At 40.4% G+C, this 12,951-nt stretch carries 16 protein-coding genes and 1 other annotated feature; of the genes, 13 read left to right on the top strand and 3 right to left on the bottom strand.

Features of this window, described 5'->3' with window-relative positions:
• Positions 1–13: 13 nt before the first annotated feature.
• The 9 genes from FAY33_RS15265 to FAY33_RS15225 are packed head-to-tail and all read left to right on the top strand — an operon-like array spanning position 14 to position 6,871.
• Entirely contained in the window at positions 14–199 is a 186-nt protein-coding gene (locus FAY33_RS15265) for a Flp1 family type IVb pilin (RefSeq protein WP_143322101.1), read from the top strand.
• The gene (locus tag FAY33_RS15260; protein WP_143322100.1) at positions 199–2,085 is read left to right on the top strand and encodes a DUF5702 domain-containing protein; all 1,887 of its coding nucleotides are present in this window, start codon (positions 199–201) and stop codon (positions 2,083–2,085) included. The genes FAY33_RS15265 and FAY33_RS15260 overlap by 1 nt, the downstream gene beginning before the upstream one ends.
• 14 nt (positions 2,086–2,099) lie before the next feature.
• Positions 2,100–3,035: a hypothetical protein gene (locus tag FAY33_RS15255; protein ID WP_243126780.1), complete on the top strand. Its 936-nt coding sequence runs from the start codon at positions 2,100–2,102 to the stop codon at positions 3,033–3,035.
• A gap of 1 nt (position 3,036) precedes the next feature.
• Complete coding sequence (locus FAY33_RS15250) at positions 3,037–3,471, top strand: prepilin peptidase (protein ID WP_143322099.1); 435 nt, start codon at positions 3,037–3,039, stop codon at positions 3,469–3,471.
• Positions 3,468–3,857 (top strand): hypothetical protein, encoded by a 390-nt coding sequence (locus FAY33_RS15245; RefSeq protein WP_143322098.1) that lies wholly within the window; start codon positions 3,468–3,470, stop codon positions 3,855–3,857. The genes FAY33_RS15250 and FAY33_RS15245 overlap by 4 nt, the downstream gene beginning before the upstream one ends.
• A 1-nt stretch (position 3,858) precedes the next feature.
• Positions 3,859–5,202 (top strand): DUF6382 domain-containing protein, encoded by a 1,344-nt coding sequence (locus FAY33_RS15240; RefSeq protein WP_143322097.1) that lies wholly within the window; start codon positions 3,859–3,861, stop codon positions 5,200–5,202.
• Positions 5,203–5,251: 49 nt separating this feature from the next.
• A complete protein-coding gene (locus FAY33_RS15235; RefSeq protein ID WP_143322096.1) occupies positions 5,252–5,857 on the top strand; it encodes a rhomboid family intramembrane serine protease in 606 nt (201 codons plus the stop codon).
• Between the two features lie 37 nt (positions 5,858–5,894).
• A complete protein-coding gene (locus tag FAY33_RS15230) occupies positions 5,895–6,311 on the top strand; it encodes an HIT family protein (protein WP_143322095.1) in 417 nt (138 codons plus the stop codon).
• A gap of 17 nt (positions 6,312–6,328) precedes the next feature.
• Positions 6,329–6,871, top strand: a complete 543-nt coding sequence (locus FAY33_RS15225) for a sigma-70 family RNA polymerase sigma factor (RefSeq protein WP_143322094.1) — start codon at positions 6,329–6,331, stop codon at positions 6,869–6,871.
• A gap of 45 nt (positions 6,872–6,916) precedes the next feature.
• Here the strand turns inward: FAY33_RS15225 and FAY33_RS15220 are convergent, their stop codons facing one another.
• On the bottom strand, positions 6,917–7,984 hold the full coding sequence (locus FAY33_RS15220; RefSeq protein WP_143322093.1) for an undecaprenyldiphospho-muramoylpentapeptide beta-N-acetylglucosaminyltransferase: 1,068 nt from the start codon (positions 7,982–7,984) through the stop codon (positions 6,917–6,919).
• A 112-nt stretch (positions 7,985–8,096) separates the two neighbouring features.
• Between FAY33_RS15220 and FAY33_RS15215 the strand changes: the two genes are divergently transcribed.
• Positions 8,097–8,522: a hypothetical protein gene (locus tag FAY33_RS15215; RefSeq protein ID WP_143322092.1), complete on the top strand. Its 426-nt coding sequence runs from the start codon at positions 8,097–8,099 to the stop codon at positions 8,520–8,522.
• Here FAY33_RS15215 and FAY33_RS15210 read toward each other — a convergent pair.
• On the bottom strand, positions 8,511–8,870 hold the full coding sequence (locus tag FAY33_RS15210) for an arsenate reductase family protein (RefSeq protein WP_143322191.1): 360 nt from the start codon (positions 8,868–8,870) through the stop codon (positions 8,511–8,513). The genes FAY33_RS15215 and FAY33_RS15210 overlap by 12 nt on opposite strands.
• Positions 8,871–8,986: 116 nt before the next feature.
• On the opposite strand from FAY33_RS15210, the gene FAY33_RS15205 reads away from it, so the two are divergent.
• The 3 genes from FAY33_RS15205 to FAY33_RS15195 all read left to right on the top strand — a co-directional run bounded on the left by FAY33_RS15205 (position 8,987) and on the right by FAY33_RS15195 (position 10,635).
• Complete coding sequence (locus tag FAY33_RS15205) at positions 8,987–9,514, top strand: nucleoside recognition domain-containing protein (RefSeq protein WP_143322091.1); 528 nt, start codon at positions 8,987–8,989, stop codon at positions 9,512–9,514.
• Positions 9,515–9,621: 107 nt separating this feature from the next.
• The gene (locus FAY33_RS15200; protein ID WP_143322090.1) at positions 9,622–10,071 is read left to right on the top strand and encodes a MarR family transcriptional regulator; all 450 of its coding nucleotides are present in this window, start codon (positions 9,622–9,624) and stop codon (positions 10,069–10,071) included.
• A 27-nt stretch (positions 10,072–10,098) separates the two neighbouring features.
• Positions 10,099–10,635 carry a GerMN domain-containing protein gene (locus FAY33_RS15195; RefSeq protein ID WP_143322089.1) on the top strand — a complete coding sequence of 179 codons (537 nt, stop codon included), beginning with the start codon at positions 10,099–10,101 and terminating at the stop codon, positions 10,633–10,635.
• A 42-nt stretch (positions 10,636–10,677) separates the two neighbouring features.
• Here FAY33_RS15195 and FAY33_RS15190 read toward each other — a convergent pair whose 3' ends face one another.
• Entirely contained in the window at positions 10,678–12,498 is a 1,821-nt protein-coding gene (locus FAY33_RS15190) for a DUF885 domain-containing protein (RefSeq protein ID WP_143322088.1), read from the bottom strand.
• A gap of 142 nt (positions 12,499–12,640) precedes the next feature.
• Positions 12,641–12,928 (top strand) — a binding site (T-box leader).
• Positions 12,929–12,951 lie beyond the last annotated feature (23 nt).

Raw genomic sequence — 12,951 nt, 5'->3', positions numbered from 1 at the left:
AGGAGGTGAGAGAATGAGACAATTTCTAAATGAGCAGATTATGGATTTTATAAAGGAGGAAGACGGTGTAGGTGTGATAGAAGTGGTTTTGATTTTAGTAGTTTTAATTGGACTTGTAATTATTTTTAAAGATAGAATTAACGCACTTCTTCAACTTATATTCAAGCAGATTGATAACCAGTCAAAAGAGGTGTACTAATGGATAAAAGCGGACAGATAACTGTATTTTTAAGTCTGGCTCTTTTGTGCATATTCAGTCTGATGTGCGGACTTATAGAGTCCGCCCGGACGGCTGGAGCCAGATGTTATTTAAAGCTGGCGGCTGATTCTGCCATGGATTCTGTATTCAGTCAATACCACAGAGAAGTCTGGGACAAGTACCGCCTTTTTCTTTTGGAGTTCAAGGATGAGGGTGAGATCTATGATAACTGGAAGAAATATATGGAACCGTATATGGAAAGTTCCGGCTGGTATTCTATGGACATGGTCTCCGCTGATAAAAAGGAACTGATCCGGATTACAGACAATGGAGGGGAGCATTTAAACCAGGAAATAAAGGATTATATGAAGTTTGGGATTTTTAAAGATTTGCCTGATGCAGAGGGGGCAAATAATCTGATGGAAAGCTTAAAGCAGGCATCTGCCGTGGGGAAACTTTCCAGATCATTTTCCGGTCATACAAAGGAAGTCGTCCGGTTAGAACAGGTGGTTGCAGACATCAATCAATCGTTAAAAGAGCAAAAAGACTGTTGGCAGAGAGCACTCCAGCGACTGAATCAGTATGATGGGAATGGCTTTCGTAAAGAAGCGGACCGGCTGGAAAAAGAGATGGAGAAACTCTCGAAATTTGTTCGGAATTATAAAAGGACAGCAGATCAGTTACAGGCTGGATTAAAAGACACACACAATATAAACGCAGAGCTAAGTGGTGATTTAAGCCCGGAGATCAGCAAAAATCTATATGAAGATACTTCTAGTTATGAATCTTATGTCAGTCAGGAGGGGCAAAGAAGAATTGAAATAGAAAACCTTCCAGAAAAGATGGCAGTCATGAAGTCTGTAATTGTCCGTGCACGAGATCGTGCGGCTGAGGTGGAGGAGATGATTGATAATTGGGAAAGCGATGAAGATGAGGATGACGAACCGGATTATTCTGGATTGTGGGGAAGTGTAGAGAATATCTGGTCCGGATTAGAGATTCCTGTATTTTCTTATTCCAACGGCGTAAAAGACCCTGAAAAGCAGCGTATACTGGAAAAAATCATAGGTCTGTCTGGTAATGGTTTTTTAACTCTGGTGCTTCCCGAAGATGCCACAGTATCAAAAGGTGTTATAACAGAAAGTCTTCTTCCGTCCGGGAAATTTTCTGAAAAAGAAGATACCGGAGAAAGTCTGCTTGACCGAATCTTATTTGAAGAGTACTGCAGCCGTTTTCTAACTAATTTTCAATCTGATGAAGAAAAAGAGGTTCAGTATGAGATGGAATATCTGATCTCTGGCTTAAGGTCTGATGAAGAAAATTTAAGACAGGCGGTGACAGATATTCTGGCAGTCAGAGAGGGGCTTAATTTCGTTCATATTCTGTCTGATAGTGAAAAGCGGCAAGAAGCAAAGACATTGGCGGGAGTGATTACCGGTGTTACAGGTATGACTCCATTAACTGGAGTAATTGCCTTTTTCATTATGACTGTATGGGCGTTTGGGGAAACAATTGTTGATTTAAGAATGCTTTTAAGAGGAGAGAAGGTGGTTTTGCTTAAAACCTCAGATAATTGGAATCTAAGTCTGTCTAATCTGATGGAGATGGGAAATCAGGACAAGGGATTTGGAGGAAAAGGTGGAGATAAGGGCGTTAATTACATGGGATATTTAAAGCTTCTACTTTTTATTAAGGATAGTCAGATGCAAAGATACCGCCTTATGGATGTGATTCAATGGAATATTTCTATGCAGCAGGCTGGTTTCCGCATGGAAGACTGTATTTATCAGGCGGAGATCAGTGGAGTAATAAAATCAAAACATTTGTTTTTTGGAGGAAGTGCTCCTTTTTATTCTATAGAAGTACGGACAGAAAAGGCATATTAATAGGGAGGAGGTAGATGATTATGCCCTTTTTCAAAGAGTCGGTGTTAAAAGACAAACAAGGTGTTACTCTCCAGGTACAATCCCCCTTTAGGATAATAGGATTTTTTGCAAAGAGGGTATTATCATCTGCCTTCGAATTTAGCAAAAAGGGAAGTTTAACCCTTGAAGCATCTCTGATCCTGCCACTGTTTTTATTTTCCATGATTCTTATGATGATGCCTATGGAAATTATGAATGAAGCGAGACGGGTTCAGACTTCATTAGAGTCTGCGGGGGAGACGGTGAGTCAGTATGCGTATGTTCTGGAACAGATTAATCAGGGAAAGAAGGTGAATGAAGTTAAAGAAGAGCTTGATTTTAAGCTATCAGAGCAACTTACGGAGACAGGGGTTCTGCTGTATGTCAGAAATAGGGTAGAGGAGCAGGTTCACTCAAAACGAGTGGCAGATATATCTTTTGTAAAATCCTCCTTCATGGAGGACGGAGAAACCATTGATTTAGTAATGAATTACCGCATTTGCCTCCCTTTTTCTGTTTTTGGTTTAAAGAGTGTTCCGATGACAGCAAGATCCTGCCGCAGGGCATGGATTGGAAAAGAGGGAGTCAGCAGGAGTGCAGGTGGAGAGGAAGAAGAGTTTGTCTATATTGGAAGAGGAAGTCAGAGATATCACAGATTAAGAACCTGCCATTATTTATATAATGATTTGCAGGAGAGGTCTTTGGACCAGGTGAAAGATCTTCGTAATCGTTCCGGAGGAAAATATAAGCCCTGTGAGCGGTGCAAAAAAGAGTTGGGTTTCAGCGGAAAAGTTTACGTTATGCCATGGGGTGAAAAATACCATACAGATAAAAACTGCTCTTCTATTATCTCTTATGTATCAACGGTTCCTCTGTCCCAAGTTCGTCACCTTGGACCTTGTTCTTATTGTTCTCAGCAGGAGGTAAACTAAAATGCCAAAAGGCATAACCGGAATTATTTTTTCCTTGTTTCTTATTATTGCAGCCCTGCAGGATGGAAAAGAGAAAAGTATTAAAGTATGGCTGTTTGTTGTAGCAGGTATGGCAGGCGTAATGTTGTCATTCTTCTGCAGACAGTTATCATTAGATCGTTTCTGTAGTTGCCTGGTCGGGGTGTTATTATTGTTTTTAAGCCGTCTTACCAGAGGGGCAATTGGAGAGGGGGATGGGTGGTTTTTTGTGGTCAGCGGATTTTACCTGAATTTTCTTTTAAATGTTAAACTTTTGATTTATGGAATTTTTATTAATGGAATTATTTGTGCCGGAATTTATTGTTTATGTAAATTAAGGGGAGAAGATGCAAAGCATATATCGGTTCCGTTTCTTCCGGTTTTACTACCATTATGGATTGGGATGGTGATGATATGAGAAAATGTATTTCCGGGAGTTTCACCGTAGAAGCGGCGTTTGTCATGGCAATTGTTTTATGGGCACTTCTTTTTTCCATACAGTCAGCCTATAAAGTCAGGGATAAGACAGTTGGAGCAATGGCTCTTGGAGAATCCGTCCAGAGACTTCGGCATAATGAATCAGAATCAGAAAAAGAAGCAGTCTCCTGGGCAGAGAATAGAGCAGGAATTCCCTTATCGTGGAAACGGTACCAGTTTAAAATAGGAATATCTTCCGGTCCCGTTACAGGAAGGACTGTGAAAGCATCCGCATCTGGTGGGCAATGGAATCTTTCCCTGGAACAAAAGGTGTTTGATCCGGAGAATTTTTTACGGATGCTCACACTTGTCAGTCAGGAGGAATAAAATGAAGATTACATACAAAAGGGAAATGAAACATAATTATCTGATCATAGACCTGGAAGAAAGTCCTCCCGAACAGTTTGAGGTTTCCATGCTGAAGAATAATACCATAGAAGGGTTGATGAAATTTCATATAAAGGAGGTAGATGCTCATAGGTATTACTATTATGAAATTACGTCAAGGCAGCCTTTAACACGGATACTGGAATATCAAAGCCTTGGAGAGGAGGAATTAAGACAATTAATTTCTGGGATTATGAAGTCTCTTCAGAATCTGGAACCTTATCTGTTAGATGAGAATCAGGTTCTCTTAGAACCAGATTATATCTATGTAGAACCAAAGTCTTTTCAGATATCTCTTTGCCTGGTTCCTGGTAAAGTGGGATATCTGCCCGAAAGCATGACATCTCTTTTGCGTTACCTTCTTGGGAAAATCAATCATCAGGATAAAGAGTGTGTAGTTATGGCTTATGGTCTCTATCAAGAGAGTCTGAAAGAAAATTATGGGTTGAATAATCTTTATGAGGTCATTTCGGGAAGAACTGCTGTGATAGGAAAAGAGGAAAAGAAAGAGGCACCTCCAAATACAAAGTATAAGGGGGAAAAGATGTATCAGCCTCAATCCGGTGAGCAAAATTCCTTTGAAGAACTGGCTTTAGAAAAGGAAGATTTGCCAGTTCAGGGTCAGGAGCAGGGAAAGACGCCAATATATAAAGCGGTTATCATTGGGCTGTTTTCAGCCGCTTTCAGTGCAGCCGTTCTATGTCTGTTTTTGGGGATTCATAGAATTTACCAATTCTGGTATGCACCTGTTGCCGCTGGACTTACAGGAGCTGCCGCCGCTTTTTTGATTTCCTGTAAACGAATCGTATCATTGTCTGGGGAGGTTCTAAAAGGGAAGGAAACAGAGACCCAGGTACAGGAACATTGTGAATGGCAGATGGCATTTGAGGAAGATACAGGAAATGCTTTCATAGACAATCCTTCTTCCCCTATACCCAAAGCGGAACCAGAGACTATGCAGACGGTTTTACTGACTGATAAGAAAGAAGATAAAGAGGTCTGCTGCCTGCGCTCAATGGGAACAGATATTCCTGATGCCATAATATCTTATGTTCCTTACTTAATTGGCAAGCAGGAGGGAATTGTAGATTATGTAATTGAGAGTGAAACCATCAGCCGCATTCATGCACGAATTGACCGGTCGGGAGAAGAGTACCTGTTAAGTGACTTAAATTCAACAAATGGAACATCAGTTAATGGCCAGACGTTAGAAACAAATGAGACCGTACCATTGAAAAAAGGAGATGAAGTTTTTATAGCAAATTTTGGGTTTATATTTACATAATATGTCGATCTGTGCTAGAATAAACATAATATTTTGAAGGAGATGTGGAATGGACGACTGGAGCAGACGAAAAAAAGCATATGTGAATTTTGGTCTAATTGCTGTAAATGTCATCTATTTTCTATATCTGGAGATAGCAGGGTCCTCAGAGAATACGGAGTTTATGGTATCCCATGGGGCTTTGTTTGCACCCTATGTAGTGGAAGGCAGGGAGTATTACCGCCTGCTTACTTCCGTTTTTATGCACTTTGGAATTAATCATATTATGAATAATATGCTTATCCTGTTTATTTTAGGTGATAATCTGGAGAGAGCACTGGGACATGTAAAATATTTCTTTTTTTACCTGCTTTGTGGAGTGGGAGCCAATGTTGTATCTATGTTTAGTAATCTTGGTGATTACCGGCTGGTGGTTTCCGCAGGTGCCTCTGGTGCGATTTTTGGTGTAATTGGCGGACTTTTATATGCAGTGGCAGTAAACCGGGGGCGCCTGGAAGACATAAGCACCCGGCAGCTTGTTGTTGTAATTGTATGTTCCCTGTATTTTGGTTTTTCCAGCACAGGTGTAGATAATGCGGCTCACATTGCAGGGCTTATCCTTGGGATTTTGATAGCAATAATCCTGTATCGGAGACCCGCAAGGCCTGTAGTATAACTAATTGGGAATAATCAAATTGGAAGGAGGTGAGCGTGTGAGAGAAGAAAGTTGCATTTTCTGCAAAATTGCAAATGGCGAAATACCTTCTGAGACTTTATATGAAGATGATACATTTCGCGTTATTATGGACTTGGGACCGGCTTCCAAAGGGCATGCCCTGATACTTCCAAAACAGCATTACAAAGATATTTGTGAACTTGATGGAAAGGTAGCAGCCAGGGTTCTTCCATTAGCAGCTAAAATTGGAGGCGCCATGAAGACCTCATTGGGATGTGCCGGCTTCAATGTGGTACAGAATAATGGAGCAGCAGCCGGTCAGAGCGTTTTTCATTTTCATGTACATTTAATCCCTCGTTATGAGGATGGTCCTGTTATGGTTTCATGGGAATCGGGCAAAGAAAGTCCGCAAGACTTAGCACAGACAGGAGCCGCTATAAGGAGCGCCCTGTAACCAGAGGGGCATAATCAATGAGCATACATGAAGATGAAAATATGTTGCTGCAATCCATATATGGAGAGTACCAGGGACTGCTCCGAAGAATTGCTAAAACATACCATGTTCCGGATATGGAATTGGATGATGTGGTACAGGAAACTTTTATTGCATATTTTGAGAATTATTCATTAACCTGGACGGATACGCGTAAAAAAGGCATGCTGATTAAAATACTCAAGAGAAAATCCATTGATTGTCTTCGAAAGAATGGTCATTACGAGAAAGTTAGCCTTAATGAGAAGGATGCTGCTCACGAAGTAGCTTTGTTGGCGAATTATGTAATTACAGATCCTCTGGAGGTGATTCTTGAGGAGGAAGCACTAAGAAAGATAACAGAGGAAATCTCCAATATGAGGAAAGAATGGAAGGAGATGGCTGTTTTATACTTCTTAAAACAGCTTACGATTTCTGAGATTTGCGAATTACTGGAGATTCCGGGAACAGTATGCCGCTCCCGGATATACCGGACAAGAGTCTGTTTAAAAAAGATTCTGGGACCCAGCTTTGATTTATGACTATTATTTTTGAACTCTGTCCCCTTATATTAGCGGGACAGGGTTCTAGTTTTTTGTCATGGATTCAATCATTTCAACTATGGAATCAATCGCATTATGCTGTTCGCTTTGTTCCATGTTTGAGATGAATTGTTCCCGGTTCTTATATGTCTCTGTAACTGCCTGAAACAGAGATTCCCCAGATAAGTTTTCCTCTTCTAAAAGACAACTGAATCCCTGTCTTTCGAAAGATTTTGCATTTAAAATCTGGTCTCCCCTGCTCGCAGCAGCCGATAGAGGAATGAGGATGTTTGGTTTACGCAGGGCAAGTATCTCACAGATGGCATTGGCTCCCGCTCTGGAGATCATGAGGTCTGCCGCTGCAAACAGGTGTTTAAGTGGAGCGTCAACATACTCATATTGTACATATCCTTCGGTTCCAATCAGACTTTCATCCAGATTGCCTTTCCCGCAGATATGTATTATCTGGTATTTTTTTAAAAGTTTAGGAAGAATGTTTCTGACGGCATTGTTTACCGTTACAGATCCGAGACTCCCTCCAATGATTAAGATTACAGGTTTATTCTCAAATAATCTGGCATATTGAATGCCTTTTAACCGGTCGCCTTCTAACAATTCTTTTCGAATTGGGGAACCGGTAAGAACCGCCTTGTCTTTTGGAAGATAAGAAAGTGTCTCCGGAAAGTTGCAGCATACATGGGTGGCAGAGGGAATACAAAGTTTATTTGCCAATCCTGGAGTCATATCGGATTCGTGTATAATGACGGGTATTTTGCAGTGTTTTGCAGCTAATACCACGGGAACAGCTACAAATCCGCCTTTTGAGAAAACGATATCCGGTTTATAAGTTTTTATAAATTTCAAAGCTTCTCCATACCCTTTTATAACCCGGAATGGGTCGGAAAAGTTTTTCAAATCAAAATACCGCCGGAATTTTCCTGAGGAGATACCAATATAGGCAATTCCAGCACCTTCTATGAGCTTTCGCTCAATTCCCTGGTAAGATCCAATGTAATGAATGTCGTAATTCCGCTGTTTTAAGGAGGGAATCAAAGCCAGGTTCGGGGTAACATGACCGGCCGTTCCTCCACCGGTTAATATAATTTTTTTCATAAAATGTTGCCTCCCAAATTCGATATACTATTAATAGTAAACGCTGACTGAAAAAAGTCAACCCCAAAGAGTGTGGGAATGAAAGGATAACTTGTATTTAAGAGGTGCAGATATGGAGCAGAAGAAAAAACGATTAAAAAAATGTTCCATTTTAGGACAAAATAAATCAAACAGAACTCTTATTGATTATATGCAGAAACACCCGGAATTAACACCTGTAACGCCGTCTCCGCCTCCGGATGAGTTTCAGAAAATTATGGCAGAGATGGATCGCAGGGGAGTGAAATGTTTGTTAAGGAGACAGTTAAGTGTACTGCATTATTGCCGCAGACTGGCTTACCATGTGCACAAGCCGTTTCTCCTGTCAATGGTAGTCTGTGTGCTGCTTGCAGCAACCTCCATTCATTTATCTTCTGAAAAGGCGAATCAATACAGATGCCATAGCAGAAAATCATTGTCTTTTAAAGAAGCGGGATTAGAAGAACGCCTGGGCGTTCTTTGTTATTGTGAAAATGTAACAATGTATTTAAGGATTTAGAGTACTTTGCCACTGTTCTTCCTTAAAGCCTACAAGAACAAAGTCTTTTCCAATAATCAAAGGACGTTTTACCAGCATACCGTCTGTTGCTAACAGATCAATCTGTTCCTTCTCGCTCATTTGTGGAAGCAGATCTTTTAAATGTTTTTCCTTATAGATAAGACCACTTGTATTAAAGAACTTTTTAATAGGAAATCCACTTTTATTAATCCACTCAGTCAGTTCGGGTGCCGTAGGGTTATCCTCTTTGATATTTCTGGTTTCATAAGAAATCTGATGGCTGTCCAGCCATTTTTTCGCGTTTTTGCAGGTACTGCATGGTGGATATTGTAAAAATAACAGACTCATAGAATCAATTCTCCTTTCCATTTTATAATTCTCCCTTTATTTTACCCTGAAACCCTTCGAATGAAAAGGTGAGATTTGGAATAGACTGTAATAATCAAGAATAACTGGGTGAAACAATGAGATTTTTATTATTTTTATCGGAAGCACTGGTTCCTCTTATCATTTTTTATATGGTAGGCTTTGGCGTGTTATCTAAGAGACCTGTTTTTGATGATTTTATAAATGGTGCCAAAGACGGAATGAAGACGGTAGCGGGAATTCTTCCTACGCTCATTGGACTAATGACAGGAGTTGGGGTCTTAAGAGCTTCCGGGTTTCTTGATTTTCTGGCAGAACTGCTGACAAAGCCTGCACAATTTTTGTTCCTCCCCGCACCGGTGGTTCCGGTTATTCTGGTACGTCTGGTATCCAATTCTGCAGCAATCGGGCTGGTTCTGGATATTTTCAAAAAGTACGGAACTGACTCTTATGTGGGGATGCTGACTTCTGTGATGATGAGTTGTACGGAGACATTATTTTACTGCCTTAGTGTGTACTTTGGAACCGTGAAAATCAGAAAAACCAGGTATACTCTGACCGGTGCTTTGGCAGCTACAGCAGCAGGGATTGCAGCCAGTGTCTTTTTAAGCCGTTTTTTGGTATAAAAGGAATTATTTCAGTTCTATTTTAAGAATTTCATAAGAATTCAAGTGGTTGTCTATAAATACATAATCATGTATAATTACGAGGAAGCTTTTATTGTCATAACGATATGGAAGGGATAAACGTGGATACTTACGGAACTCTTAACGAAGTATTGGTAAGACTGTTTCGGGATATTATGGATATTGAACAACAGGCTATCATTACGCAGGAATTTAAGAATATTACAAATAATGATATGCATGTAATAGAAGCCATCGGTATTGGTGAACCGAAGAATATGTCGACCATTGCCAGAGAGTTGTCTGTTACGGTTGGAACACTGACCATAGCCATGAACAGCCTTGTGAAGAAAGGATATGTAATCCGTGAGAGAGGGAAAGAAGATCGGCGGGTTGTATACATTTCCCTTTCTGAAAGAGGGAAACAAGCCTATGAGCACCATGCAAAATTTCATCAGGAGATGATTGAAGGTATAATAAAATCGTTAGGCAAGGATGAGATAGAAGTTTTAATCAAAGCTCTCACTAATTTAAATCAGTGGTTTCGGAGTCTTTAAGAGAATTTAAGGAGGCAATACGCAATTATGAGAAAATTCATCGTGATATTAATGAGTGTTATAATGATGATGTCCCTGGCAGCGTGTACACCAACACAGCGTAAAGTGGAGACAGAGGCACCTGGTCCGCAGGTAGAGGCTTCTACAGGAGGCGCAAGTGATAAGGTTCCTGATCCTAATGTGGAACCGATGGAGATCATCTCGATATATAGCCAGAACAGTGATTCTACCGGTTTGAACCAGGCAATGGATGCAGTAGATGAGTTGACAGCAGATGCCCTGGTTGAAAAGCTGGTGGAATATGGGGTTCTTGAAAAAGATACCAAAGTTCTTAAGTTTGACTCCAAAGACGGGACAGGCACTCTTAATCTGTCAAAGGTACCAGCCAAAAGCTCTACCAAAGATTTAATTACGCTGACCGCAGTTGGTAATACTTTTATTGAGAACTTTGAACTTGATAAATTAAAACTTCTTGTAAATGGAAAGAACTATTCCAGTGAAACCATTAAGCAGAGTGATAATGATTTTCTTGAATATGTAAAAGACTATAAAAAGATCGGATAATAGAACAGGCAGGAGCACATGCAAAGCTCCTGCCTGTTTTATTTAGCCCTTCCTTAATTCTTTTGCCAGCCAGTTGCGGAATTCCGGTTGAATGACAGAGAATGGAGCAGGACCAATATCAAGTAAAAATGTATGAAAATCTTTTAGATTAAACTGATCTTTTAATACCTTCTCTGCGGCATGGCGCATCTCCATGATTTCCAGATATCCAACATAGTATTCCATATAGTTGGTGGGATTATCCACAAGACTGTTGTAGATGGAATCCACGATATCCGTATTCTTCACATTATAGAAGGTACTTAAATACTTTTCTGTCTGTTCTTTATCCCAACCCTCATAATTAATACAAATATCCAGATAAGCATAGATTCCAAGGGTTACAGCCGTATTATGTGCCAGTAATTTTCCAAGTTCAGGGTCCAGACCGTTATCTAATGTGTAGGAATAGAATTCTACATAAGTAGCCCAGCCCTCTGAATAACTGGAAAAGGAAAGGATGCTTCTCAAGTCGCTGGGTTTTTTGCTTAAAAAATATACATTCTGATATAAATGTCCAGGATAACCCTCATGAGCCAGAGTGGTATAAAGGTCGTCATTTGCAAAACGGGGATTGCCATTGATATAAATGGTGTTATCCTCATACCGGTCCAAAGGAGGAACCAGATAAAAAGCAGGACTTAAAGATGACTGGAGTGCCTCCGGAACATATTTAACCGTATACTGGCAGGGAGGAAGCTCTGGGAAATCTTTCTTGATTTCCGTTTTTAAAGATTCCAGGATCTCTTCCGGTTTACTGTACCGGAATGAGTAGGTATCAAGCTGTTCCAGAACCTGGGGGTGTTCTTTGGTGATTTTCCCCAGTTCTTTGATATCTGAATTCATTTGCTTTTCAATGGCCTTTTTTAGATTTCCTACGGTATCATAAGATGTTCCGGTGTTTGTATGAACCAGATATTCAAAATACCGCTTTCCATCAGGGTACCAGTATAATCCTTTGTCATTTTTCCCTGTTCCCATAAGTGCTGTAATACCATCAATTAAGTTTTTGTATGCCGGTATAAAATGTTCTTCTAAAACCTTTAAATTCTTTTCTTTATAAGCTGCTTTCTCTTCCTCTGTCAGATCTGTTAAGCCATCAATCCGGCTGTTAAATGTTTCAGACAGAAAATTGTGATCCGGTTGGATTAAATAAGCCTCGCAGGACTTTAATACATGGTCCGCAGAGGTGTCTGACATAAAAAGTCCGGCTTCTGATTTCTGTTTTTCAAACTCCAGAATCTGGGCGTAGTAATCGTCAATGGTAGATAAAAGCTGTAGATAATTGTCAACATCACCCCGGTTATAAAACGTATATTCTGCAAGGAGTACCGGAAGCTGTGCCTGTATGCCGATGGTGCTTGTTAACGGCTGGGAATAAAGCTCCAGCCCTTCGGAAGTAAGCTCTGTTTCTATGTAAGAATATAGAATCTGATAGGTAAGACGCTGGTCTTTGGTAAGCAGTCTTGGATTAAAGCGGGTAAGTTTCTTTTTTAAATCCATGAGATCTTTGGAGTTGTTTTTCATCTTCTCCAAAGAAAAATCCCCAAGAGTCAGGGGAACGGTATCAATCCCTCTGGAAGCCGGATCTGCAAGGCTGAAATGAAAACTGATTCCGGAATTGCTTATTTCCTGGCGGAACAGATCATTGGTGAATGAGTCAAATTCCTTTTGCATGGATAAATCAGTGGCCTTGTATTGTTCATATCCTGGGTGGGAAGGAGTTGCGGTAGAGTTTGGGGGCGGTGTACATGCACCCAACAGGGCAGCCGAGAGAAGAATGCACAGCCCTCTTTGCCCCCATTTCAAAAATAAGTTTGTCATATATGGGTTCCTCCGTAATTCACTATTACTATTTATATGATCATATAAAAAAACTCATGACAAAACAAGGGATATCTGCGTTCCCTGCTTGACAAACTTTAACGAAGCTATTACACTAGGATCATAAACACTAAATATAAGTGAGAATGCTGAGAAAAGAAGAGTAAGAGATAACTTTCATGTACAGAGACTTCCGGAAGCTGAAAAGGAAGCATGAATCTATTTCCCAATATGGCCTTGGAGCAGCGGAACTGAATGGCATGGAATCTGCTTTTAAGTTTCGACGGTTACACCCGTTATCGTGTCAGACTGTTTATGTACAGCGGAAGATTTACTATGAATCCGTTGCTCTTTTTGCAGCCGGTAAGGTTTATACCGTAAGGTATGAATGAATTAAAGTGGTAACACGGGATATTTCCCCGTCTTTAAATTTCCGAATGGATGTCTAAAGAC

Origin of the sequence: Clostridium sp. HBUAS56010 (assembly GCF_007115105.1) — a bacterium.
Classification (GTDB): Bacteria; Bacillota; Clostridia; order Lachnospirales; family Lachnospiraceae; genus Lacrimispora.
The sequence above is the reverse complement of the archived record's forward strand: the minus strand, read 5'-3'. Positions and strand labels throughout refer to the sequence as shown.

What these genes read in the sequence shown, in the direction of transcription:
- FAY33_RS15190 (WP_143322088.1), bottom strand. Translation starts at nt 12,498, where the DNA reads ATGACAAACTTATTTTTGAAATGGGGGCAAAGAGGGCTGTGCATTCTT.
- FAY33_RS15235 (WP_143322096.1), top strand. Translation starts at nt 5,252, where the DNA reads ATGGACGACTGGAGCAGACGAAAAAAAGCATATGTGAATTTTGGTCTA.
- FAY33_RS15255 (WP_243126780.1), top strand. Translation starts at nt 2,100, where the DNA reads ATGATTATGCCCTTTTTCAAAGAGTCGGTGTTAAAAGACAAACAAGGT.
- FAY33_RS15220 (WP_143322093.1), bottom strand. Translation starts at nt 7,984, where the DNA reads ATGAAAAAAATTATATTAACCGGTGGAGGAACGGCCGGTCATGTTACC.
- FAY33_RS15210 (WP_143322191.1), bottom strand. Translation starts at nt 8,870, where the DNA reads ATGAGTCTGTTATTTTTACAATATCCACCATGCAGTACCTGCAAAAAC.
- FAY33_RS15245 (WP_143322098.1), top strand. Translation starts at nt 3,468, where the DNA reads ATGAGAAAATGTATTTCCGGGAGTTTCACCGTAGAAGCGGCGTTTGTC.
- FAY33_RS15200 (WP_143322090.1), top strand. Translation starts at nt 9,622, where the DNA reads ATGGAAGGGATAAACGTGGATACTTACGGAACTCTTAACGAAGTATTG.
- FAY33_RS15195 (WP_143322089.1), top strand. Translation starts at nt 10,099, where the DNA reads ATGAGAAAATTCATCGTGATATTAATGAGTGTTATAATGATGATGTCC.
- FAY33_RS15225 (WP_143322094.1), top strand. Translation starts at nt 6,329, where the DNA reads ATGAGCATACATGAAGATGAAAATATGTTGCTGCAATCCATATATGGA.
- FAY33_RS15215 (WP_143322092.1), top strand. Translation starts at nt 8,097, where the DNA reads ATGGAGCAGAAGAAAAAACGATTAAAAAAATGTTCCATTTTAGGACAA.
- FAY33_RS15260 (WP_143322100.1), top strand. Translation starts at nt 199, where the DNA reads ATGGATAAAAGCGGACAGATAACTGTATTTTTAAGTCTGGCTCTTTTG.
- FAY33_RS15265 (WP_143322101.1), top strand. Translation starts at nt 14, where the DNA reads ATGAGACAATTTCTAAATGAGCAGATTATGGATTTTATAAAGGAGGAA.
- FAY33_RS15250 (WP_143322099.1), top strand. Translation starts at nt 3,037, where the DNA reads ATGCCAAAAGGCATAACCGGAATTATTTTTTCCTTGTTTCTTATTATT.
- FAY33_RS15205 (WP_143322091.1), top strand. Translation starts at nt 8,987, where the DNA reads ATGAGATTTTTATTATTTTTATCGGAAGCACTGGTTCCTCTTATCATT.
- FAY33_RS15240 (WP_143322097.1), top strand. Translation starts at nt 3,859, where the DNA reads ATGAAGATTACATACAAAAGGGAAATGAAACATAATTATCTGATCATA.